Source organism: Planctobacterium sp. AWH2_060 (assembly GCF_056158425.1).
Window position 1 is genome coordinate 4,698,910 of sequence record NZ_JBSWTG010000001.1, and the last position, 24,565, is coordinate 4,723,474.

15 protein-coding genes are annotated in these 24,565 nt (G+C 46.5%); 12 read left to right on the forward strand and 3 right to left on the reverse strand.

Features of this window, described 5'->3' with window-relative positions:
* Positions 1 to 12: 12 nt before the first annotated feature.
* The 8 genes from ACXAD8_RS20245 to ACXAD8_RS20280 all read left to right on the forward strand — a co-directional run bounded on the left by ACXAD8_RS20245 (position 13) and on the right by ACXAD8_RS20280 (position 13,363).
* Positions 13 to 3,189 (forward strand): type I restriction endonuclease subunit R, encoded by a 3,177-nt coding sequence (locus ACXAD8_RS20245; protein ID WP_475231877.1) that lies wholly within the window; start codon positions 13 to 15, stop codon positions 3,187 to 3,189.
* Entirely contained in the window at positions 3,189 to 3,935 is a 747-nt protein-coding gene (locus ACXAD8_RS20250; protein WP_475231879.1) for a M48 family metallopeptidase, read from the forward strand. Before ACXAD8_RS20245 ends, ACXAD8_RS20250 begins: the two co-directional genes overlap by 1 nt.
* A 262-nt stretch (positions 3,936 to 4,197) precedes the next feature.
* Positions 4,198 to 4,542 (forward strand): iron-sulfur cluster insertion protein ErpA, encoded by a 345-nt coding sequence (erpA, locus tag ACXAD8_RS20255; protein ID WP_475233037.1) that lies wholly within the window; start codon positions 4,198 to 4,200, stop codon positions 4,540 to 4,542.
* Between the two features lie 201 nt (positions 4,543 to 4,743).
* Positions 4,744 to 5,838, forward strand: a complete 1,095-nt coding sequence (locus tag ACXAD8_RS20260; RefSeq protein ID WP_475231881.1) for an efflux RND transporter periplasmic adaptor subunit — start codon at positions 4,744 to 4,746, stop codon at positions 5,836 to 5,838.
* Positions 5,839 to 8,979: an efflux RND transporter permease subunit gene (locus tag ACXAD8_RS20265; protein ID WP_475231883.1), complete on the forward strand. Its 3,141-nt coding sequence runs from the start codon at positions 5,839 to 5,841 to the stop codon at positions 8,977 to 8,979.
* Between the two features lie 23 nt (positions 8,980 to 9,002).
* Positions 9,003 to 9,578: a glutathione S-transferase family protein gene (locus ACXAD8_RS20270; protein ID WP_475231885.1), complete on the forward strand. Its 576-nt coding sequence runs from the start codon at positions 9,003 to 9,005 to the stop codon at positions 9,576 to 9,578.
* 4 nt (positions 9,579 to 9,582) lie between these two features.
* Entirely contained in the window at positions 9,583 to 9,972 is a 390-nt protein-coding gene (gene gloA2 / locus ACXAD8_RS20275) for an SMU1112c/YaeR family gloxylase I-like metalloprotein (protein ID WP_475231887.1), read from the forward strand.
* A gap of 94 nt (positions 9,973 to 10,066) precedes the next feature.
* Positions 10,067 to 13,363, forward strand: coding sequence for a two-component regulator propeller domain-containing protein (locus ACXAD8_RS20280; RefSeq protein ID WP_475231889.1), 3,297 nt, complete (start codon positions 10,067 to 10,069; stop codon positions 13,361 to 13,363).
* Positions 13,364 to 13,369: 6 nt separating this feature from the next.
* Here the strand turns inward: ACXAD8_RS20280 and ACXAD8_RS20285 are convergent, their stop codons facing one another.
* The 3 genes from ACXAD8_RS20285 to ACXAD8_RS20295 are packed head-to-tail and all read right to left on the reverse strand — an operon-like array spanning position 13,370 to position 18,209.
* Positions 13,370 to 14,935: an adenylate/guanylate cyclase domain-containing protein gene (locus ACXAD8_RS20285; protein WP_475231891.1), complete on the reverse strand. Its 1,566-nt coding sequence runs from the start codon at positions 14,933 to 14,935 to the stop codon at positions 13,370 to 13,372.
* 21 nt (positions 14,936 to 14,956) lie between these two features.
* On the reverse strand, positions 14,957 to 15,550 hold the full coding sequence (locus ACXAD8_RS20290) for an HD domain-containing protein (protein WP_475231893.1): 594 nt from the start codon (positions 15,548 to 15,550) through the stop codon (positions 14,957 to 14,959).
* A 10-nt stretch (positions 15,551 to 15,560) separates the two neighbouring features.
* Positions 15,561 to 18,209 carry a DUF2339 domain-containing protein gene (locus ACXAD8_RS20295; RefSeq protein WP_475231894.1) on the reverse strand — a complete coding sequence of 883 codons (2,649 nt, stop codon included), beginning with the start codon at positions 18,207 to 18,209 and terminating at the stop codon, positions 15,561 to 15,563.
* A gap of 172 nt (positions 18,210 to 18,381) precedes the next feature.
* On the opposite strand from ACXAD8_RS20295, the gene ACXAD8_RS20300 reads away from it, so the two are divergent.
* The 4 genes from ACXAD8_RS20300 (at position 18,382) to ACXAD8_RS20315 (ending at position 24,462) form a co-directional block, all read left to right on the forward strand.
* Positions 18,382 to 18,792, forward strand: a complete 411-nt coding sequence (locus tag ACXAD8_RS20300) for a GFA family protein (RefSeq protein ID WP_475231896.1) — start codon at positions 18,382 to 18,384, stop codon at positions 18,790 to 18,792.
* A gap of 84 nt (positions 18,793 to 18,876) precedes the next feature.
* Entirely contained in the window at positions 18,877 to 21,540 is a 2,664-nt protein-coding gene (locus ACXAD8_RS20305; protein ID WP_475231898.1) for an alpha-amylase family glycosyl hydrolase, read from the forward strand.
* A complete protein-coding gene (locus tag ACXAD8_RS20310) occupies positions 21,530 to 22,456 on the forward strand; it encodes an alpha/beta hydrolase (protein ID WP_475231900.1) in 927 nt (308 codons plus the stop codon). The genes ACXAD8_RS20305 and ACXAD8_RS20310 overlap by 11 nt, the downstream gene beginning before the upstream one ends.
* Positions 22,457 to 22,638: 182 nt before the next feature.
* The gene (locus ACXAD8_RS20315) at positions 22,639 to 24,462 is read left to right on the forward strand and encodes a trans-sulfuration enzyme family protein (RefSeq protein ID WP_229528285.1); all 1,824 of its coding nucleotides are present in this window, start codon (positions 22,639 to 22,641) and stop codon (positions 24,460 to 24,462) included.
* Positions 24,463 to 24,565: the final 103 nt, after the last annotated feature.

Genomic DNA, 24,565 nt, shown 5'->3' on the forward strand with positions numbered 1-24,565 from the left:
AGGGATTAGTATATGAGTGATGTCGGTCAATTAGAGCGAAAAACCCAAAGCCGAGTGGTTAAGTTTTTTAAAGAGCAGCTTGATTACAACTACCTGGGCAATTGGGAGTACCGTGAAGGTAATAGCAATATTGAAAAAGAGCTACTGACTAAATGGCTAAGAGGTCGCGGTATTTCTGATGCGCTGATTACCCGTACATTGCGCCAACTCGATACTGCCGCAGCTCTTGGTGAAGGTAAAAAACTCTTTGATGCAAACAAAGATGTTTATCGCCTTCTGCGTTATGGGGTAAAAGAAAAAGAAGGTGCTGGTGAGCTAAATCAAACAGTTTGGCTGATTGACTGGAAAAACCCGGAAGCCAATGACTTTGCCATTGCTGAGGAAGTTACCGTCAAAGGTGAACTGAAAAAACGCCCTGATATTGTGATTTATGTTAATGGCATTGCGCTAGGTGTGATTGAGCTAAAGCGTTCTTCTGTTTCTGTCAGTGAAGGCATTCGCCAAAATTTAGACAACCAAAAGAAAGCCTTCATTCGCAACTTCTTTACCACCATGCAGCTCGTAATGGCGGGTAACGATACCCAAGGTGTCCGTTACGGCACAATCGAAACATCTGAAAAATATTACCTTGAATGGAAAGAATGCAGCGGTAAAGAAAACCCAAATCCACTGCCAGCTAGCGACATAACAACAGAGAATTTACTCGATACACACATCGCGCAATTGTGTGATAAGAAGCGGTTCCTGCAACTTATTCACGACTTTATTGTGTTTGACGCTGGCGTGAAGAAAACATGCCGACATAACCAATACTTTGGTATTCAAGCTGCGCAGAAACACGTTAAAAAACATCAAGACGGCATTATTTGGCACACTCAAGGATCAGGAAAGAGCTTAACTATGGTTTGGCTTGCTAAGTGGATACGTGAAAATGTGACGGATTCACGGGTGCTTATTGTTACTGACCGAACCGAATTAGACGAACAAATAGAAAAAGTATTCTCTGGTGTTGATGAGGAGATATATCGCACCAAAAGCGGACGGGATTTGGTGGCTACGCTTAATCAACCTAATCCTTGGTTGTTCTGCTCACTGGTACATAAGTTTGGTCGAAATGGCGAAGCGCTAAGCGATAAAGAAAGTGAAGAAGACGATGATGAAGCAACAAAAGACTACCTTGAAGCGTTAACTAAAAACCTACCGAGTGACTTTGCCGCTAAGGGTAATTTGTTTGTATTTGTTGATGAGTGCCACCGAACTCAGTCCGGTAAGTTACATGAAGCGATGAAAGCCCTGTTTAGTCGGGGAGAAGGGCCCAAAGCCATGTTTATTGGTTTTACGGGTACACCACTGATGAAAAAGGACAAAAAGAAGTCTTTAGAGGTTTTTGGCCCGTATATCCACACCTACAAGTTTGACGAAGCCGTTAGTGATGGCGTGGTGCTAGACCTGCGTTATGAAGCACGAGATATTGATCAGCACTTAACTTCAGAGAAAAAAGTAGACCAATGGTTTGAAGCTAAAACCAAAGGGCTATCTAATCTTGCCAAAATCCAGCTCAAGCAAAAATGGGGCACGATGCAAAAGGTGCTCTCTAGCAAATCTCGTTTAGAGCAAATTGTTAGCGATATTTTGATGGATATGGAAATCAAACCTGCGCTGATGTCAGGCAGGGGTAATGCCATGTTGGTGTGTGCCAGCGTCCATCAAGCGTGTGTGGTTTATGATTTGTTCAGCAAAACCGACCTTGCTGGAAAATGTGCAGTGGTGACCAGTTATCACCCTGCTGCAAGCTCTATTAAAGGTGAAGAGTCAGGTGAAGGGTTAACTGAAAAACTTTTTAAATATGATACCTACCGCAAGATGCTGGCGGAATACTTCGAGCAAAGCGAAGAAGAAGCAGCCAAGCGTGTTGAAGAGTTTGAGAAAGCCGTTAAGAAACGCTTTATCGATGAGCCGGGGCAAATGCGCCTGCTTATCGTTGTAGATAAACTCTTAACAGGCTTTGATGCGCCTTCTGCAACTTACCTGTATATCGATAAAAAGATGGCTGATCATAACCTGTTCCAAGCGATCTGCCGAGTAAATAGGCTTGATGGTGAAGATAAGGAATACGGTTACATCATCGACTACAAAGACTTATTCCGCTCTCTCGACAAAGCTATTACAGATTACACAGCTGAAGCGTTTGATGGGTATGACGCTGATGACGTAAAAGGACTTTTAAAAGATCGATTACAAGAGTCTCGCACGGATCTAGACAATGCATTGGAAGCCGTTAGAGCATTATGTGAACCAGTAAAAGTGCCCAGAGATACAAAAGACTTTATTCACTATTTTTGTGGCGTGTCTGGTGTTGAATCTAAAGACGAAAATGAGCGCACTGAAAAAGAAGCACTGCGCTTAACGCTCTATCAATCGGTTGCTAAGCTAATTCGCGCTTATACCAACCTTGCAAATGAAATGGAGCAGGCGGGCTACACCATTGAAGAAGCCGAAAACATAAAGAAAGAAGTCGCTTACTTTGAAAAGGTTCGTGATGAGGTGAAACTCGCCAGTGGCGATTTACTTGAAATGAAACGTTTTGAACCTGCAATGCGTCATCTATTGGATATGTATATTCGAGCAGATGACAGTGAATTGCTGATGGACTTTGAAGAACTAGGTTTAATTGACTTGGTGGTAAATAATAATGGTAAAGGGCTGGAGTCTTTACCCGAAAGCTTGCGTGATAATGAAGAGGCAATGGCAGAAGCTATCGAGAATAACGTAAGAAAAACCATCGTGGATGAAAACCCAGTAAACCCCAAATACTTTGACAGTATGGCAACCTTGCTAGATGAGATCATCAAGCAACGAAGAGAAGAAGCCATCAGTTATCAAGAGTATCTAGAACAAATTCGAGCACTTGCTAAGAAAGTAGTAAACCCAACTGAGAATAGCTCACAAAGCTACCCTGTGTCTGTTGATACGCCAGCCAAACAAGCAATTTATGACAACTTTGGTAGTGATGAAGTACTCACAACTAAAATTGATACCGCTGTTCGCTACACTAAAAAAGCCGATTGGCTTGGTGATAGATTTAAAGAACGTGAGATAGCCAATGCAGTACGAGAAGAAGCGGCAGGTTATGATGTAGATATTGTTGATGTGATGGAGTTAATTAAGGCTCAGAAGGAATATCATTAGTGCGCCATACTAAAAGTAATGCTCAAAGTATTGAAGTAGTTCGTATTGGTGACATCAATGTTGAACTAAATCGCAGAAGCATTAAAAACATTCACCTGAGCGTACTGCCGCCAAATGGCAAAGTTCGATTGTCTATTCCCAATGATACGAGCGAACAAAAGATCAGGCTGGCTATTGTTAATAAGCTTGCTTGGATCAAAAAGCAGCAAGTGGATTTTGCAAGCCAAGAACGCCAATCAATACGTGAAATGGTAAACGGTGAGTGTCACTATTTGTGGGGTAAAAAATATCGATTAAAGCTTATCGAAGCGCAAGGTAAGTACAAAGTAACTGCCAAAGGAAATGGTAAGTTAGAGCTGGCTGTTAGTGAAAGTACGTCCAAACATAATAAGCTCAAACTGCTTAACCGCTTTTACCGTGATGAAATGCAGCGCTCACTTGCAAAACTATTGCCTCTGTGGGAGCAGAAGCTAGGTGTACAAGCGGGTTCTATCAACATCAAAAAGATGAAAACTAAATGGGGAAGCTGCAATATTCAAGCTAAGCGTATATGGCTCAACCTCGAATTGGCTAAGAAGCCACCAGAGTGCATGGAGTTCATATTAGCCCATGAGTTAGTTCATCTTTTAGAGCGTCACCACAACGAGAGATTCCGCTCTTATATGGATAAGCATATGCCGAACTGGCGTGACCGAAGGGATTTGTTAAATAGCTTGCCTTTGGCTTATGAAGACTGGAGTTATTAGCACACTATGGTCAAATAATTTGAAAGTCCTTTATTAGATATTTATGTTTTCTGTAACGCGACTTAAACTCCATCTAATAAGTGGGCATCCTAATTTGCAATTCCAGTCTCGTTGGAAACCGTTCCAGTTCTGGAATGGAAACTACAAATGCCTGGCAAGAAACACAGCAATAGTTGACTGATTTAGTCAGGTATTAGATAATTCGCCACACTTTGCATTTGACTACCAAATGCGTTTCATCGTTGTTTTACCCGAGGTATTGATGTCAGCCACTCCTGAGTTTCCGATTAGCTTCTCTGATGCAGCCGCTTTAAAAGTTAAAAGCCTGATCGAGGAAGAAGAAAATCCCGAGCTTAAGTTGCGTGTTTACGTAACCGGTGGTGGTTGCTCTGGATTTCAGTACGGCTTTACCTTTGATGAAAAGGTTAATGACGGTGATATGGTCATCGAGAAAGAATCGGTATCTTTGGTGGTAGACCCTATGAGCTTGCAATACTTAATGGGCGGTACGGTGGATTATACCGAAGGGTTGCAGGGGGCACGTTTTCTGGTGGATAACCCTAATGCTGAAACCACCTGTGGTTGCGGTTCTTCATTTAGCATTTAATTCTTCACATCTACTTTACACTTCTGACAAATTGTTACCAGCCCGGCCTGTAGTAGCGATTTGACACACTTTTGTCAGCTTTATGACCAATTTTAGATAGTTTTTCTGGTCAATTGTCTTAATATATTACCTTCTCAGGAACATCGCCTGTGGGCTGTCGGGATGATGTTCGTCGCCCGTTATTGTTCGCAAGGAATGTTCATGTCTCGCTTGATTACACGTTTTCGACAACAACCTGTCTGGATTGCGCTGCTCATAAGTTTATTACTGATATTGTGGATTGCCTCCGGCATGGTGTCAGGTCAAACTGAAGGACCAACCAAAGATAAACACCAGGCCCTGTTGCAAAAAGTTGAGGTGACGACTTTTATGGCAGACAGTGTTAATAAAGAAGTGTCTATTTACGGGCGTACTGAGCCTGATCGCATGGCAACAATCCGGGCTGAAGTGGCGGCTCAGGTGGTGGATATTCTGGCTCCTGAAGGGGAAAATGTCAGTGCCGGACAGTTGTTGTTCAGATTGGATGAAAAGGATCTCAAGCAGCAGGTACGCTCCGCACAAGCCATGGTTAAACAGCGGGAATTAGAGCTGCAGGGCGCTGAGTCTCTGAAACAAAAAGGTCTGCAGTCAGAGGTGACTATCGCCCAGTCGGTGGCCAATCTGGAATCCGCCAAATCGCAACTGGTGGCGCTGCAAATCATGCTGCAAAACACCGAAATTAAAGCCCCTTACGATGGCGTTTTAAATACCCACTCTGTCGAAGTTGGCGACTATGTCAAAGTGGGGGATCCGCTGGCAACTTTGGTGGATTTAGACCCTCTGGTGATACGAGCGGATGTCACCGAAAATGATATTGCCGCTTTGCGCAAAGGGCAATCTGCACAGGCGCGCTTGGTATCTGGCCGACAAGTAACAGGGCAGGTACGCTATATCGCCAGCATGTCTAATGAAGGCACCAATACCTTTAAAGTGGAGGTGGCTGTCCCCAATCCGGAAGGGCAATATCTGGCGGGAATGAGCACGCAACTGGTTATTCCACTGGAAGAGACTCTTGCTGTGAGAGTCACACCGGCAGTGATGTCATTGGACGAACGCGGTGAGTTGGGAGTTAAAACCGTTGACGCTGAGGACACAGTGCATTTTGTTCCTATTAACCTGGTAAAAAGTGATAACGAAGGTGTCTGGTTAAGTGGTTTAGGCCACCAGGCAGATATCATTACCCTGGGTCAGGGCTTTGTGCGCGACGGCGACAAAGTGGAAGTGGTTCGCGCAACTGACATCGTGCAGGTGGACTAAATGCGCAGCCTGATATCCTCACTATTAACCCGCACCCGCACGGTGCTGATGATTTTTCTGCTGTTGCTGATTTCTGGCACAGTGACTTATATCAACATTCCCAAAGAGTCGAACCCAGACGTACCCATCCCCTTCATTTATGTATCTATTGTTCACGATGGCATTTCGCCTGAGGATGCCGAAAGGATGCTGGTTAAGCCCATGGAAAAGGAGCTTCGCTCAATTGAGGGCGTCAAGGAGATGACCGCCAATGCCGGGGAAGGACACGCCAGCGTGACCCTGGAGTTTTTAGCGGGCACCGATTCCAAAGTGGCACTGGCTGATGTGCGAGATAAAGTGACGGTGGCCAGAGGCAAACTGCCTTCGGATACCGAAGAACCCACCATTCATGAAGTGACAATGGCTGGCGAGCAGCCGGTGGTTACCGTGGTGTTGTCTGGTGAAGTCAGCGAACGTGCCCTGATTAGTCTGGCACGTGAGTTAAAGAACCGCCTGGAAGGCATCAAAGAAGTGCTGGAAGTGGAAGTGGGCGGTCAGCGGGAAGACCAGGTTGAAATTATCGTCGATCCTTTGCTGTTAGAAAGCTATGGCCTGGATCAAAACGATATCCTGAATCTGCTCTCTCGCAACAATCGCCTGGTGCCAGCTGGCACCCTGGATACCGGGGCAGGCAGCTTTGCGGTAAAAGTGCCTTCGGTATTTGAATCCGTGAAAGATATTTTTGAGCAACCGGTTAAAGTGGACGGTGACAGAGTCATCACCTTTCAGGATGTGGCCACTATCCGCCGTGCTTACAAAGATGCCAACAGCTTTGCCCGGGTCAATGGTAAATCGTCGGTGTCACTGGAAGTGAAAAAGCGCCCTGGCGAAAACATCATTGATACCGTGGCCAAGGTGAAAACTCTGATCTCGGCTGCACAACAAACTCAGTTGTGGCCAAATAGTGTCGAAGTGGCCTACACCGGCGATCAAACCAAAGATGTATTGATGATGCTCAGCGATTTGCAGAACAATGTCAGTACCGCTGTTTTATTAGTGGCTATTGTTATTGTTGCCATTCTTGGCCTGCGCACCGCCACCCTGGTAGGCATTGCCATTCCTGGCTCTTTCCTCACCGGTATCCTGTTAATTTCCCTGTTTGGCTATACGCTGAATATGGTGGTGTTGTTCTCACTGATTATGGCTGTGGGTATGTTGGTGGATGGCGCCATAGTGGTCACCGAATATGCCGATCGGTTAATGAGTGAAGGTGTCGATCGCAAACAAGCCTATGCCGGTGCTGCGCAGCGCATGGCCTGGCCTATTATTGCTTCTACAGCGACTACACTGGCGGCATTTGCTCCTTTAATGTTCTGGCCGGGTATGATGGGCGAGTTCATGAAGTACCTGCCTTTTACGCTGATTGCGACATTATCGGCCTCACTGCTGATGGCCCTGATCTTTGTACCTACATTGGGCACCATTATCGGTAAGCCGCGTTATATTACACCGGAAGCAAAAGCACAGATGATTCAGGCTGAAGAAGGCGATATTCGCACCCTCAGCGGTTTTACCGGTAAGTACGTGCGGGTGTTAGATAAGCTGATTTATCACCCCTGGAAGGTATTAATGTCAGCGATTGTGATCGCGATATTGTCCTATACGGCTTATGGGGTTTCCGGACTGGGGGTTGAATTCTTCCCCCATGTAGATAGTCCAGGTATCAACATCAATGTGCGCTCCCATGGTGATTTATCTATCTACGAAAAAGACGCAGTGGTGCGCAAGGTTGAAAGCCGTCTACTGGACCTGGAAGAAGTCGAAACCCTGTATGCCCGCACCGGAGGCGAACAGGTAGGCTATCTGCGTTTAAATCTGGTGGATTGGCAATATCGACGTCATTCCGATGAAATCTTAAAAGAAGTTCAACAACGATTGCGAGACTTACCCGGATTGGATCTGGAAATTTCACCAGACCAAAATGGACCTCAAAGTGGTAAAGATCTGCAAATTCAGTTGGCATCAAGATATCCGGAATTACTGGATGAGGCGGCACTGAAAATTCGTCGCGCGCTGGATGCCAATGAAAGTTTTACCGCAGTCAGTGATACCGCCACTAAACCAGGACTGGAATGGATGCTCAAAGTTGATCGCAGTGATGCGGCACGTTTTGGAGCTGATGCCACCCTGGTGGGTAACACGGTACAGTTTGTTACGGCCGGATTAAAAATAGGTGAGTATCGGCCAGATGATGTCGATGATGAAATTGATATCCGGGTGCGCTTCCCAGAAGAAGACCGCTTTATAGGCAAACTGGATGAGCTGCGGGTAAAAACTGCTTCGGGATTGGTGCCAATCTCCAATTTTGTAGAGCGCAAGGCTCAGCCCAAAACCGATTTAATCCGTCATATTGATAGCCGAAGAGTTATCCGCGTGGAAGCCAATATGGTGCCGGGCATTTTATTAGATCATGAGCTTCCGAAATTGCAGGAGCAATTACCGGAACTGGGCATTCATCCTGATGTTGAGATAAGCATCAAAGGACAGAACGAACAACAACAGGAGTCACAGGACTTTCTGGGTAATGCCTTTTTGGTGGCGTTGTTTGTAATGGCCATCATTCTGGTAACCCAGTTCAATAGCTTCTATCAGGCGTTTTTGATTCTGAGTGCGGTGTTGTTTTCCACGGTAGGGGTATTTTTAGGACTGGCCATAGTGCAGAAGCCATTTGGTATCGTTATGTCGGGTATCGGAGTCATTTCATTGGCGGGTATTGTTGTAAACAATAATATTGTTTTGATTGATACCTATAATATTCTGCGTCGCGAGGGCATTCCGGCGATGGAAGCCATATTGCGCACTGGTGCACAGCGCTTAAGACCTGTATTGATGACCACGGTGACCACGATTTTGGGTTTGCTACCTATGGTGCTGGAAGTAAATATCGATGTGCTAGGTCGCAATGTCGAACTGGGCGGACCTTCAACCCAGTGGTGGTCACAACTGGCTACGGCAGTAGCAGGGGGACTGGCATTTGCTACACTATTAACATTAGTATTGACTCCTTGCTTGCTGGCGTTAAAAGTAAAGCGAGACTTGCGTAAGCAAAATATAGCGCAAGCAGAGAATGCGTCTGACTTTGTACCTCAGGCGGCAAAATAACAGGTTAAACAGAAGGAATTTTCATGTTAAAGCTTTATGGCTCCACCACGTCACCTTATGTGCGTCGGATTCGTATGTTGTTGGCCAATGTTGAGCATGACTTTGTCAACATGCAAATCTTTTCCGGCAAAGATCGCGATTATTTGATGTCGAAGAACCCGACCTTAAAAATCCCCATGCTGGAAGACGGTGAAGATGTGATTTACGACTCGCGAGTGATCTTTCGATACCTGGTGGAAAAGTACAGTTTACCGGCGTTGACCTGGAATCAGGAAAACCTGCTAACGGTTATCGACTCTATTAACGATTCCCTGGTGCAATTGCTGTTACTGCAACGTTCTGACATCGAATCAGACGACGATAAACTGTATTTCAGATTACAAGATGAACGGGTCAGTCACGCTTTTTCTCATCTGAATAATGCCGTTGAGCAGGGAGCTTTTGAGCATTGGGAATATCCAGAGATATGCCTGTTTTGCTTGCTGGACTGGACGGCATTCAGACAACTGCACGAACTGGCAAGTTATCCGGCATTGTTGGAGTTTATGAGTCAGCACAAGTCCCGTATTGAAGCCTCGTCCACCGACCCCCGAGAGTAGGTAAGTGTTCAGTGGCCTACATCACGTGGCTATAATCTGCTCCGATTATGGCCGCTCTAAACATTTCTACACTGAGATCTTAGGGTTGCGCGTGATTGCCGAGAACTACCGTGCTGAGCGGGATAGTTACAAATTGGATTTGCTGTTACCTGATGGCACGCAAATCGAACTATTCTCCTTTACCAATCCAGCGCCAAGGCCCAGCCAGCCGGAAGCCTGCGGCTTACGCCATTTGTGTTTTAGAACCGAGAGTCTGCAAGACAGTATCCGTCATCTTCAGCAGCAAGGTGTTGAAGTCGAACCGGTGAGAGTGGATCCTTATACCGGAACCAGCTTCACCTTTTTCCGGGATCCTGATGGCTTACCGTTGGAATTGTATGAGCTTAGAAAGTAGTCATTAACCTTTCCCGTATACACCACAATAGTCTTTGACGCCTAATACAAGGCTATCTATGATTGAACTTAGACAGGTGATTGTGGAATTGTAAATGCACATGCGTAGTGCGCTCCGGTTGCAGAGTGATAAATATGGCAAATTAATACCAGCAGTTATCTGGTATTTGTTTGCACTGCTTTATCCAGTGCAAAGTTCTGCTCAGATGTTTTTTGAAAGTATCGGCAATGCTGAACTCATCCCCGACTACGTAGTTACCGATATCGAGCAGGATAAGCAAGGTTTTCTGTGGATCGCTACTGCTGCAGGAGTGGTGCGTTACGATGGCTATCGTTATAAGTTGTATTCGCACAATGCCTATGACGACACCTCTATTGGAGGCAATTTTGTGCGCAGCATCAATGTCTTTGATGATGGCACGGTATGGTTATCTACAGAGCCTGGTGGCGTGTCCATTTATAATCCCGAATCTGAGCGTTTTACCCGATTCTTTAGCGAGCAGTTTCTCTTGGAAAACCCGGACCTTTCCAGTGTCGCTCAAATTTTACGGGATCAACAAGATCAGATTTGGTTAGCCACCAATACCGGGCTTTTTCTGATGACGATTCAGGGAGAACTATTAGCACATTATACGGTTGAACATGGCATCCCTCACAATGGGATTCGGGCATTATTGCGTGACAAAGACGGTGAAATTTGGGTGGGAACTCGCGCTGGACTGGCACGTTATTCCAGAACAAAGGATGCTTTTGAGCGTGTGACCGCCAGCAATGCAGATGTTAAAAATCTCTACGTCAGAACACTGTTTGAAGATGATACTGGGCAAATCTGGATTGGCAGTAATGCCTCTGGATTATGGCGCTTTGATCCGCAAAGTGGGCTTTTATTAAAGGCTCTGGCAGATCAGCCAGAAGAGTATCAAAAGAGCACTATTTACGATATTTTTCAAAAGGATGATAAGGAAATTTGGGCCGCGCGATTTGGCGGCATCGACCAAATCTCTATTGAAGATGGTCGCTGGTTATCCCGCAGTATTCACGATCCGTCCGACAGCTTTAGTCTGGCTAACAACGATATTCGCACAATGTTAAAAGACCGCTCTGGCTTAGTGTGGATTGGCGGTTATGGCGGTGGTGTACAGCGGGTATTTGGTGATCAGGACTGGGTAAAAACCCTCAGATTTAGCTTGTTAACGGAAAATGCATTAACTGAACCTAATGTCAGTAGTGTTCTGGCATTGTCCACTGGCGATATTTGGGTAGGCACTCGCGGTGGTGGTATCAATATCGTACAAAGAGACATAGGCGTTGTAGGTGGGCATTTCCCGGAAGTTGATGTACCCGGCAAGTTGCAGTCTGGCTGGATAACGGCAATGGCAGAAATGTCCAACGGTGAAATTTGGGTAGGAGTCAATCCTGGGCAATTGTATCGATATAACCCGTTAAATGATGAGTTTTTCTTATATACCCAAAAACAAGGGCTGCCCAGAGTAAACATTAGGGCGATACGCCCCTCTGTTAATGGCGGCGTATGGGTGGGCACCAATTCAGGATTAATTTATTGGCAACCTGATACCGATAAGTTTATTCGTTACCTCATGCAGGATGGAAGTGCCATGCGGGATGGCATTAACGCCCTTCACGAACAGGGAAATGGACAACTACTGGTAGCCACTGGGGCAACAGGATTGTATTGGGTAAAGCCTGGAACAGATTATCTGGTAGCGGTTGAAGGGCAAGATGCGAATGGGCGATTGCTCAACACCATTAGTATTGTCGGCATGTTATACGACAGTCAGGAACGCTTGTGGTTGGATACACCAGCAGGTCTGCATCTTGCTGTATTTGATGAAGCCGGCAGGGCACTGTTGCAAAACCACAGTGAACAAGCTGGCTTTGGTGGACGCCCTATGGGAGCAAATTTGCTGGAAGACAAGTTGGGGCGGATCTGGAGCCCTACTCATGTCTATGAACCAGAATCAGCAAGAATGACGCCGTTGCAAAGGGCAGATGGTGTCGATATTGGCACTAACTGGTTTCGGGCATACACCAGAACGTCGCAAGGAGAGTTTTTATTTGGCGGTAGCCGGGGCCTGTTAATGGTTAAGCCGGAGCGTTTTTCGTTGTGGGATTATCAACCCGCGGTATTGGCGTCGGAATTGCGAATCGATGGCAAGTTGGTTAATGCTGGCAGACTGGCGCAAGATGGCCTGACACTGGAACCCGGACAAAGAAGCTTCAGTATAGAATTCACCGCTTTGGATCTATCGGCGCCGGAAAAAAATCGGTATAGATACCAATTAGCAGGTTATGACAAGAGCTGGACAAACGTCGATGCGACCCGACGAATTGCCAGTTACAGTAACCTCTGGCCCGGCGATTATCAGTTTACCGTTGAAGGCACCAACCGCAATGGTCATAGTAGTGATAAGCAGTTGACCTTCACTGTAAAAATCAAAGCCGAATATTGGCAAACCAGCTGGTTTATTGGCTTGTGTATCTTCCTGGCGATTTCGCTTTTCTACGGTGGATTTCGCATCCGTATCCAGTGGATAAAGGCCCGGGCCTTAGCACTGGAAAGCCTTGTTGAAGAGCGTACCCAGGAATTAAAAAAGGCTCAGGCAGACTTTATCGAGCAGGAAAAAATGGCGTCCCTGGGTGGTCTTGTAGCCGGGGTTTCCCATGAAATCAATACGCCGATGGGAATTGCACTGACTGCAGCAACGGCATTGAATGATGATTGCCGTTGGTTGGAAAACAAAGTAAAAGAGAATCGTCTGAAACGCAGTGATTTGGATAAGCATATCAACAAACTGCGGGAGTCCAATAAAATCATTTTGAGTAGTCTGGAGCGTGCTTGTGCTCTGACCTCAAGCTTTAAACAGGTGGCAGTGGATCAGACCAGTGAGCAACGTCGCGAATTTGAGCTTAAAACCTTATTAAAAGATATTGAGCGTTCGCTAAACTCCTTGTATTCCAAAAAAGGTCACAAGCTCAAAATTGATTGTCCTGAAGGGATTAAACTGGATAGTTATCCCGGTGCGCTGTTTCAGATATTTACTAACCTGATCAACAACTCTGTGTTACACGGCTTTGCTGATAAAAGTGCTGGTCGTATTAACATTCGAGCCGAAGATCGGCCTCAAATGCTGTTTATCGAATATCGAGATGACGGCGTTGGTATGACCGCAGAAGTGAAGAAAAAAGCTTTCGAGCCCTTTTTTACAACGCGCCTGGGGGTAGGCGGTTCGGGCCTTGGAATGCATCTGGTGTACAATTATGTTTCTCAGGTGCTGGGGGGCAAAATATCCATTGAAAGTGCACCAGGTGAAGGTTTTACCTGTTATATTGAACTGCCGTTCGAGGCTCCTAAAAGAAAAGAGGCGGAATAACCCTTCTCAGGTTACCGGCATTGCATCAGGCCGCAAAAAATACATTTGTTGCGGCTCATGATTCTTAATAGACAAGGCTCCCCGCGCTTCAACAGCAATTTCCTGTCCCAGCAATTTTAAAGTGTCGTTTGAGATGTTAATTTTGCCCGGTTCACTGGCGCTTTCCATGCGAGATGCCAGGTTAACGGTATTACCCCAGATGTCATAACTAAACTTGCGTTGCCCGACAACTCCCGCCATCACCGGGCCGCTGTGAATGCCGATGCGAATATCAAATACACATAGCCCCTTGGCAGGGTTGCTGACTTTCAACTCTTCGCCAATCTCCAGCATTTTTAACGCCAACTGCACACACTTTTCTGCGTGATCGTCACTGCGAACGGGCAACCCGCCAGCCACCATGTAGGCATCACCAATGGTTTTAATCTTTTCCAGGCCCAATTCTCCGACAGCCTGGTCGTAGCGTTCAAAGTAGGTATTGAGGGAGTCCACTAAAATCTGAGGCGAAACACCAGAGGCAATGCGGGTAAAGCCCACAAAATCAGAAAATAACAATGTAGCGCATTGGTAATGTCTGGCTTGAGTGTGGCCCTTTTCTTTCAGCTCAATTGCGGTGTGTTCCGGCAATATGTTTAGAATGATCTTCTCTGACTTTTCTTTCTCTGCACTGAGCTCCTGAGTGCGTTGCTGAATAAGCTTTTCCAGCCAGGCATTTTTGCCCAGGCCCTTAATGCGTGACAGTACATGTTCAGGATCCGGGCGCAGGCGAAAATTATCACTGCGCTGTAACATCAGTATTTTATCTGCGTGATCAATCAGTACCAGAGTAGGTAACAAGGTGTCCTGGCCAAAACGGCTTAACCCGGCCAGCGAGCCGCCTTCGTGCACCAGTTTATATTTTGACGAAAAACTGAAATCCCGATCCACCAGGTAATCACAGGCCACATCGTAATTTGCCGCCAGCTTTTGCATTTCTTCATGGGGCTCAGCACTGACAAAGGCCAGGTGAATGCCCTCATCCTGAATTTGTTTGTAGTGAGCCATCAGCACGGCTATTTGTGCCGTACAAAATGGGCACCAGTTACCGCGGAAAAAATAAAATAGTATTGGCCCCTGGCTCATTTTTTTTCGGGTGATCGGATTGCCCTGAGGATCATCAAACACAAAACCAGGAAACTGATTTCCTTCCTCCAGACCTGTCAGTTGCAAGCGCAACTTAGGTAATACCCGGGTTAGCAACCAAACCAGGCAAAGATGTAAAAAAGACACTGTTATGGGCAACAGATAGTGTAACCAATGATTTGATACAGAGAGGGTCAGCAACACAAAACTGCTCAGCATAACCAGCAGTAAAGTGTTTTGGTGGGAGCGGGTTTCTACCTGTTGTTGCTGATTATAGATAAGGGTGTAAATGGGGAACACACTGTTTATCAGAACAAACCCCAATCCGGGCCAGGAAAAATTAAAATACAGCCATAACAACAATAGTGGACTGCTGGCAAAAGTCAGCAGCATTACCGGAACAATCAGGGCATTCTTAATTCGCTGCGATAATTTAAATGCCCGTGTCATGGTTATAATCCCGTCCAGTTGTTATTGGTCTTTGAGCCAGCCCTTGTTAACGGCGATATCTATTTGTGCGCAAACATACTGCCAGATGGCCGGTGTAATCTCTTCCAGGTATTGATTGCGTTTTAACACCTGAGACTTTTTAACACCGTGTTTGGCCCAACTTCCGCCTTCGTTTTGCATGTTTTGCAGTAGTGGTAAAATACGATCCATGGCCTTGGCGAATCTGGCGTCTGCCGTTGTTGCCTCTTCAAACTCTAACCATAAAGAACGGTATTCCTGGAATTGGCTTTCAGGCAGTAATCCAAAAATGCGATTAGCGGCTGCTAATTCCTTGCCATGCTGCGCATCCAGATCACCTTGCTCTGAAAAGGCGAAGGTATCACCAGCATCGATTTCCACGATATCGTGTATTAGCAGCATTTTAATAACCCGCAGTAAGTCCACCTCTTCTGCGACGTGTTCCTGAAGAACAGGGGCCAACATGGCTATGTGCCAGCTGTGTTCCGCGCTGTTTTCCTGGCGATTATTATCGGCTTTCACCAGCGCCTGACGATAAACGGCTTTGAGTTTATCCAGTTCCAGAATGAAGTTGAGTTGTTGTGCTAGTGCATCCATGAAATTTCCTTTAATTAACCGGGGCAGTGGGAGGCAATGGCGATTTTTGAATCTTTTGAAACAGCCAGCCAATTCCCACCAGAGACAAACCTAAGCCTATAAATGACAAGGCTCTGTACAAGCCTTCGAGGTTAGCCATATCCACCAAAAAGGCTTTCAGAACCACCATTGCCAGCAGTCCAAAACCGACCTTTTTAACTGTGTTATTGCCTTTCAGGTGTGCCATAAAAATACTTGTGGTTGCCAGTAACAACCAGACGAACGAGTAAGTATACAGCTCTGAGTCAGAAGTTTCAGCCAGCAGGTTTATGGTACCGCCCTGAAACTGGTTGCGGATCATGCCATTGATAAATAAGAACAGATACACACCGGCTATGGTCTGCGCCGGTTGTTGTAGCGAGTTTGGCAACAGACGAATGCGATTTAATCCGATGAGTAGTAAGGCCGGTAAAGCCCACAAGGGGAGCAACCAGTTAATGATGCCTGTGCCAACAGCAATATCGGAAAAATACGGGGAGTCTAACACTGTAATGCCTAACTGCAGTACTAAGCTTAAGGTCAGCAGTCCAAGTCCGGCTAACTGGTAGAGGGATTTTCCTGTGTTGGAGGTCTGCATTCGCCATAGATAAACGCAACCCAATAGCATCCAGTTGAACGCCAATAACACACTTTCATTAAAGCTCAGGTCACCGAGGACCGGGTAATGGCCCACTAGCAACCAGGAGGTTTCGGTGGTGACGAATAACGCGATCAGATGCAAGATGGCACCGGTTATCCAACTGCGCAGTGTTGCAGAGTCGCTGTAGCGATAGGCCAGTGCAAGAGCACAGACTGAAAGTGGGTAAACAATGAGTGTCCAATGCAGAGTAAACAAGGTTTCGTCGGCATAGTTATCCAGCCAGGGGCTTAAAGTTAGCCGCAGAGTGGCGATACCAATAGCCACTTTAAATAGCCAGTCAGGCAGAGCTACCAGGTATTTTCGGGTCAGGTAGCACATGCTGGTGACCTGTACCAACAAGGCCAATGTCAACAGGCTCTTACTCAGAACAAGGGTCAGGCACAAGGTGATACAGGCATTACACAGAATTAGCCAGCTCACTTTATGCAAATGATTGGCTACTCTGGTAGCCACATAGCAACTGATAGCTGCCAGGAGCAGTAATTCTGTGATCCAAACCGGGTTGAGTATGCTGTTGGCCGCAACCGGAGACCAAAGATAACTCAGACTGTAGCTGCTAATCGGGGCTAAAACCAGCAGCAACAGATAGGCGATTCTGTCGGGATAAACTTTGCTCATTAGCGCTGCGTAGATGACAAACACAAGCGCCAGTATTTGAGCGAACAAATAGCCACTGCGGAAGGGGAACAGGTTGTCATTTAAGTCGACAGGGACAGCGAATAAATATAATGAGAACAGCGCAAATATCAGCGCTAAAAATGGCCAGCTATCAAGTGCACTGTATCGAACAGCACTGACTAATAACACCGAGCCCAACACCAGATTAACCAGTGTCAGATTAATTTCGCTGCTGAATTGCCAAAGCATAAAGCTCAGCAGTATCACGCAAAATAATATCGGAAGGTGCTCTTTGCGGGGCATTAACAAGGTATGTACCGGAAGTGCCTGAGTCAGTGTTTTTTGTAATCGCCAACCCATTAAATCCGACAAAATAAACAGGTAAATCGACAACAGTGCGGTGATTAAAACGATCAGAATATCGGTTTCTTTTGCGAAGGCAGTGGCCGCTGCAAACCACACAAAATGGCCAATCAGGGCCTGCCACCAAAGCCAGGATTGTGATACCCGCTGACTCACCCAAATGGCAGCTGCAGAGATAAAACAAACATACAGCAACAACAAGGTAATATTGGCTGAATCAGATGAGACCAACACTGGCACCAGATAAGCGCCAATAATACCCACCACCGCCATGATTGGCCCGTAGCGCAACGCCAAAGAGATAGCTGATAACGATATGATGGCCAGTAAGCCGAACGCCACCGGATTAGCAATAAACTGATAAACATCCCAGGCCACCATGGTCATGGCAAAGCAGGTAATACTGCCGCCACTGGCAATAGCCGCCACCACATGACCAGAGTGAATAGCAAAACGTTCGGCGTTGCGATTCAGATATTCTGCCAGCGCTACCAGTGCAATACCAAACAGGGCACCGCCAGTGACCCTCAGGGCGGGTGAAATTAAATTAGCCTCTATCGCATAGCGGGCCAGAAATAGTCCACCCATTGCCAGTACCAGACCGCCCAACCAGAGAAATAGATTTTTTCTCAACCAGATTTCCAGGTCGAAACCTTGCTTGTTGGTGGAAGGGGGCACCTTGGTCTTAGCTACATCGGAGGACTCAGTGACAGATGCAGGTGCTGGGTTTATCTTTGTTGCAGCATGGTCAGTATCAACAGGTGAAGTTACTTTGTTTGAGGAAGTTGAATCTGTGGTTGCACTGGCGCTGATTTCGCTGGTGTCATTTTTAACAGCCATAGCGCTGATATCATCGGGGGGATTTTCCAGCTTAGCCAGCCGGGACTGCAGTTTGTTGAGCTGGATATTAAGCAACTCTAGTCGACTGGTGAGTGTTTTGTTGACCTGCAACAATCGCTTGATTTGAGTTTTGTTTTGGAACGATATGATCGCCGCCACAAAAACAAATATTCCTAATAATAATACCATGACGTCCATTTTGTTTAACTCATAACGCTTTCCTGTTATTGATTCTACGCCTGAACAGAGTGAAATGGGAAAATATTTACTGGCGACAGAACAAAATAAGGGGCTACACTGTTAACGCCAGCCACGCTTTAAGGAGAACTCTATGAGCCACACTCAGTCAGGTCGTTGTCAGTGCGGTAGTGTAAAGCTTGAACTCGATTTGCCGCATCCGCTTAAGTGCTATGCCCCAAGGGCCTGTGATTGCGATTTTTGCACCTGCAGAAATATTAGTTGGTTGTCGGATCCTAAGGGGCAACTGGCGATTCGCGCTGATTCCCATATAGACAGATTAAAGCAAGGCTCTGAGCAAGCTGAGTTTATCGCCTGTCACCACTGCCATGACGTGGTGGCAGTATGTTTAGCGATAGACGGAGGATATGTGGGAGCAGTTAACAGTCAGGCGCTGGATGAAAGTACTTCCTGTAAAGCTGCGCAGGTGGTTTCTCCTCAAAAATTGGCTGCACAAGAAAAAGTGAAACGCTGGTCCCGCATCTGGATGCCAGTCACCCTCTGAGCAACTGCAAACGTATTCATAGGGTAAATGCAACAGAAGGCGCTAGTATTAGGCTAAGCCTGACTGAATATAGTGCGTTTCTTTGTGAATCATAAATACCTTGTTGCTCTCCTGTTTTCTCCCTTTCTGATAAATGGCGTTACTGCCTGTTCGGCTCAAAAGCCGCAGCAGGCCAGTGATGACATGCAAAATAAGGCGATATCAGAAAATCAGACACTCAATAGAGAACTCCTGCATGTACCGTCTCCGCAGTGGCAGGATCAGATCATTTATTTTTTGATGACTGACCGTTTTAATGATGGTGACCCCAGCAATAACGACATGGGACGAGGTGAGTACGATCCGAGCAAGGAAAGCCATTATAACGGGGGTGATATCCCAGGTATCACGCAAAAGCTGGATTACATTCAGGATTTAGGCGCTACGGCCGTGTGGTTAACACCGCCGGTAGCTAATCAGTGGTGGAGTAGTGACTCTGAATATTCCGGGTACCATGGTTACTGGGCCCGGGATTTCAAAAAAGTAGATGAGCATTATGGCACCCTTGAGGATTACAAGGCGCTTTCAGCAGCGCTGCATCAAAAGGGCATGTATCTGATTCAGGATACTGTGGTCAATCACACCGGCATCTTTTTTGGTTATCAGGGGGAATACGACCCTGAAGATACCGCAAAAAACTTTGTGCTGTTTGAACAGGGCTTTCAGGCCGCACCAGAGATGCCACCCTTTCATAGAGTGAATCGTTTAAATCCGGAACATGCCGAAGCGGCTATTTACAACTGGACCCCCGGAACCTCTAATTATCAGAGCCTGGAGCAGCAATTTACCTATCAATTGGGCAATCTGTCAGATATCAATACCAAAAATCCGGCAGTGATTGCGGCATTTAAAGATGCTTATCGCTGGTGGATGACTGAAGTGGGCGTAGATGCCTTTCGCATCGATACCGTTAAATATGTGGAGCACAGTTTCTGGCAGCAATTTTTGCACGATCAGGATGGCATATATGCCCAGGCAGAGGCTCTGGGTAAAAATCATTTTTTAACCTTTGGGGAAGTGTTCGAAGCATCAAAACCTTTCGACACGGAAGGCGAGAGTAAGGTTGTTAGTTTTTTAGGTAGTGAGGATAAACCTGAACTCAACTCAGTGATTGGTTTTCCTTTGTACTTTGAAATTGGCAGTGTTTTAGGGGAAGGCAAGCCAACAGCACAACTGGCTTTTCGGTTGCAGGCATTTATGGAGATGTATCCAGATCCCCATGTAATCCCGAACTTTATTGATAATCACGATACCAAACGCTTTTTAGCGGGAGCCAGTGAAGCAGCATTAAAACAAGCACTGGCGTTGTTGTTAACTATTCCCGGTATACCTGTGATTTATCAGGGCACAGAGCAAGGCCACCAGGAATCGAGGCAAGCCATGTTTGCCGGAGGCTTCCTCAGCGAGCAAGACCAGTTCAATCGCGACTCTGAGTTATTTCAATATATCAAAGCGTTAGCGGCAATACGCAAGGCCCATCCAATATTCAGTCGTGGTGACTTAACCTTATTGGCGTCTAATCGATCCGGCCCAGGCGTACTGGTATACAAGCGTCAATATCAGGGGCAGACGGCCATCATTGTACTTAACAGCGCCGACCATGCTGTGTTGTTACACGGCGCAGAAACCGGGCTGCAAGCCGGTACGCAATTGCATAGCTTGTACCAAAACTTTGCGCTGACAACGCCTGAAGTTGCGGCAGATGGGAACCTGTCGATGGAGTTGCCCGCCAGGGCGGTGGCTGTGTATTTGTCCTCTGACAAACCGCCACAAGCTACGGAAAACAAGGCGGCTCAGGTTTCTATACAATTAGATAGCCCGATTGATGGCAAAGTGTTTGAACAGGATATCCTGGTGTCAGGCACTTTTAGCGAGGCTGACGCGACACTTAAACTGATATTAAACGGCAACCTCGATACAGCGCAGCAGATTAAAACGGATCGCCAGGGGCGGTGGCAGTCGGTGCTCCCGGTGCGAAATCTGGGTGAAACGCAATACGAATTGCAGCTGTATGCTCCTGACCACGACTTTGTGTCGGACACCCAGCGCTTTACAGCAAGCGTGGCTGAACCGCAAGTTCAGGTCATTGTGGCTGATGCAAAAGGCGATGATCGGGGTGAATCCGGGCACTATTTGCGACCACAACAAAAGGCCAGTGAGCAGCAGATGGACATTTTGCAGGTGGATGCGCAAACGGCTGGCGCTAATTTAAAACTCACCCTGACAATGAGCCAGATAAGTGATTACTGGCTCCCGTCCAATGGCTTTGATAATACCAGTTTTACCCTGTTCTTTGATTTTCCTGAGCAAGAAGGGGCCCACGCTCTGCCGCTGCTGAATGCCAGTATGCCGGAAAATCGCAACTGGGATTTGGCGCATGTGGCCTATGGGTGGGGTAACTACATGTATCGTTCAGCCCATGCATCGGCTAATGAAATGGGTCAGAAGGTGGGTATTGCACCTCAGGTTAGTGTGGATAAAGATAAAGGTGAGATCAGCTTTTTCTATCGCGGTGAACAGTTTGGGGTTAACGATTGGCAAGATGTGTTCATCTACCTGACCACCTGGGATATCTCAGGTGAAGGCGCCTACAGGGAGCTTACGCCTGAGGGCGGCGAGTGGCAATTTGGCGGTGGCGAGCACCATGACGCAAAAATCATGGACTCGGTAAAATTACATTTAACAGCGGAGCACAGCGATGAAGGTTAGAATTATTTTTACACTTTGGTTTTTGATGATGGGCGCAGTGTGTCAGGCCGTTGAGGTAAGTAGCGGAACCTTAAAAAAACTGGAGCCGTTTGGCTCTGTATTATTTCCGCAAAAAAATGTCTTTATCTGGCTGCCCGAAGGCTACAGCGCTGCCAAAAAATACGCGGTGTTGTACATGCACGATGCACAAAACCTGTTTGATGCTGATAGCACCTGGAATAAGCAGGCCTGGGACATTGACGATGTTGGTAGTGAACTGATGGCACAAGGGCGGGTGAAAGACTTTATTGTGGTGGCGGCCTTTAATGGCAACCACAATGGTAAGTTTGCTCGTCGCAACGAGTATTTTCCGCAAAAGGTCTTCGAGAGCCTGACACCACAATGGCAGCAGCGCCTTGTTAGCGCCAAAAGCTACAACCAGCCATTGTTTCAGGGTGAAATTCGCTCTGATGATTATCTCAAATTCCTGACTCAGGAATTAAAGCCATATGTTGATAAGCACTTTTCGGTATACACCGACAAAGATAATACCTTTGTCATGGGATCCAGTATGGGAGGCCTTATTTCCCTGTATGCCATCAGTGAATACCCCGATATTTTTGGTGGTGCCGCTTGCCTTTCGACACATTGGCCAGGTGGTAACCCAGAGGCTGAAAGCCCCATTCCAGCTGCGTTTGCAGCTTACATGCGGGAAAATCTGCCAGCTCCCGACAGCCATAAAATCTATTTTGATTTGGGCACGGAAACACTGGATCAATACTACCCCCCATATCAGGCTCTGGCGGATAAAGTGATGCGGGAAAAGGGCTACGATTACCAGAGTTGGATCACTAATACCTTTGTAGGTGATGGTCACGAAGAGCGATTTTGGAAAGCGCGTTTACACATTCCTTTGTTGTTTTTACTGGGAAAGTAAATATTATTACAGATAGATATAACATATATCAATTAAATCAAGGGATTAACTTATAGCTGTTAATAAAAAGTAAACATATCTTGCCTGTTCGGCCGGATTTATTTGTGGTGCTTTTCTGGAAAAAAGTGAGCGCGGGCGTTAAAACGTCGTCCAAAATAACAATCACAAAGAATCTGAGAAGTATGAATATGTCCGAACAGGTCGAAACAGCAAAGATCCTCTCCCCTAAACGAAATACCAGCGTCGCTACAACTGTCAACCAGTTAGCTGAAGAGCAGTTAGCGCACTTTGGTATCGACCCTAAAACTGAATATGGCAAGTGTCTGTTTGAAGCGGCCGCGCACTTGTATCAGGCGCAGATTGATATTTCCAATCTGTGGCAGGTTACTTCTAAAACATTGGCCACTTTAGATCGCAAAGACAAAATTGCTTACTTCAATGCTAAGAAGTTTTTGAGTTTCCAAATTGCCAAGGTTCTGGATACCTTACAAAACCCATTCCGGGCTACCTTCCAGAGTTTGCAGCAACAAACCGGCTCGCAAGTGGCAAAAACTCACTATCCCTTATTTGATAACACTACCGCCTTGTTTTCTGCGACACCGGTAGTGGTGCGTACGGCCACTTATGTATACGCCTGTACCGAATGGGTTGACGACGCTTTCCAGGGCAAAGAGGCCACTCACCAGATTTATTCGCGCTTGTTAAACCCCACTAATATTTCTCTGGCGAACGCCATCGTAGAAATGGAAGCTGGCCCCTATGCAGGTGATTATCTGGCGTGGAACTTCAACTCCGGTATGGCGGCGATTGATGCCATGTTGTCTAACGTGCTGGGCCACGGAGATGTGCTAATTGTATCGCGCAATGTGTACGGCGGTGTTTACCAGTTGCTGCACGACTATTTTGCCAGAAAGAACCGCATGGACATCCAGATTGAATGGTTTGATGGCTATGACGCAGATACTTTTGAAAGCTTTATGAAGGACGTGAAAGCCAAGCATCAGGCGCGTTTGGAAACTCACGATCTGCACGTTTATATTGAATCTCCCTGTAACCCCCATGGTTATGTATTAGATGTTGCCGGTATCTGTAAAATTGCTCATCAGGACAACCATGTGGTAATGCTGGATTCCACCCTGGCAACGCCGGTTTTACATCAGCCTCTGCAACGTTCCGACAAACGCGAGCGTCCGGATTATGTGGTGCACAGTTACACCAAAGATATCTGCGGTAGTGGTGCTACAACAGCGGGTGTGGTGATTGCCGAAACATGGCGCATGTTCCAGGCCAAAGGGCAGTGTGTTAATGACTACGACTGGTCGCGTACTATGTTCTGGGACGTGTACTACATAAAAGGTGCCTTCCTGGATTCTGAGAAAGCTTTTGATGTCTTAACTGGTATGAAAACTCTGGAGCAGCGAATTCTGGCGAAGAGCATAAATGCGCAGGTGTTGAGCCAGTTCTTCCATTCTCATCCGGAAATCAGAGTGCATTGCCACAGTATTGAAGGCAACCACAATGCCGCCATTAAGAACAAGCAAATGCGTCATGGCTGGCCTTGTGCTTTGTTCACTCTGGACATGGAAAAATCCGGTCTTGAGCGTGATACCTTCGTGCGTTTCTTTGATGCATTGGAGCCTGCGTTCAGTCACCAGGTCAGCATCGGCCAGAACAATACCATCATTTTGTGCCCAGCTTTAACGTCTCACTCGGAAATGGGCGAAGCAGAACAAAAAGACGCGGGTATCTACCTGACGACTATGCGTATTGCTACAGGAACCGAGAACATCAAGGAACTGATTGCCCACTTCATCAACGTGGTACGCCTGCACATCGACCCGGTATCGCCAGGATTCAGTGATAAGTTTATGACTCCGGAAGCGGTAGATGAGTTATATATGCAGGTAGCCAGCAAGTTCTGTCAGCAGCACTATTCAAGCACTGCACCACTGACACAACTGCTGAGCGGACGCTTTGAAGACGCTGCGAACAGCGTAGTAGCATAATCCCAAAGGATACTTAATCGTATCCTAATTGAAATGGACTTCATTTTATAAAAAAGCCGCAATTGCGGCTTTTTTGTTGTTTATCGGTGACATGTTCATGGCT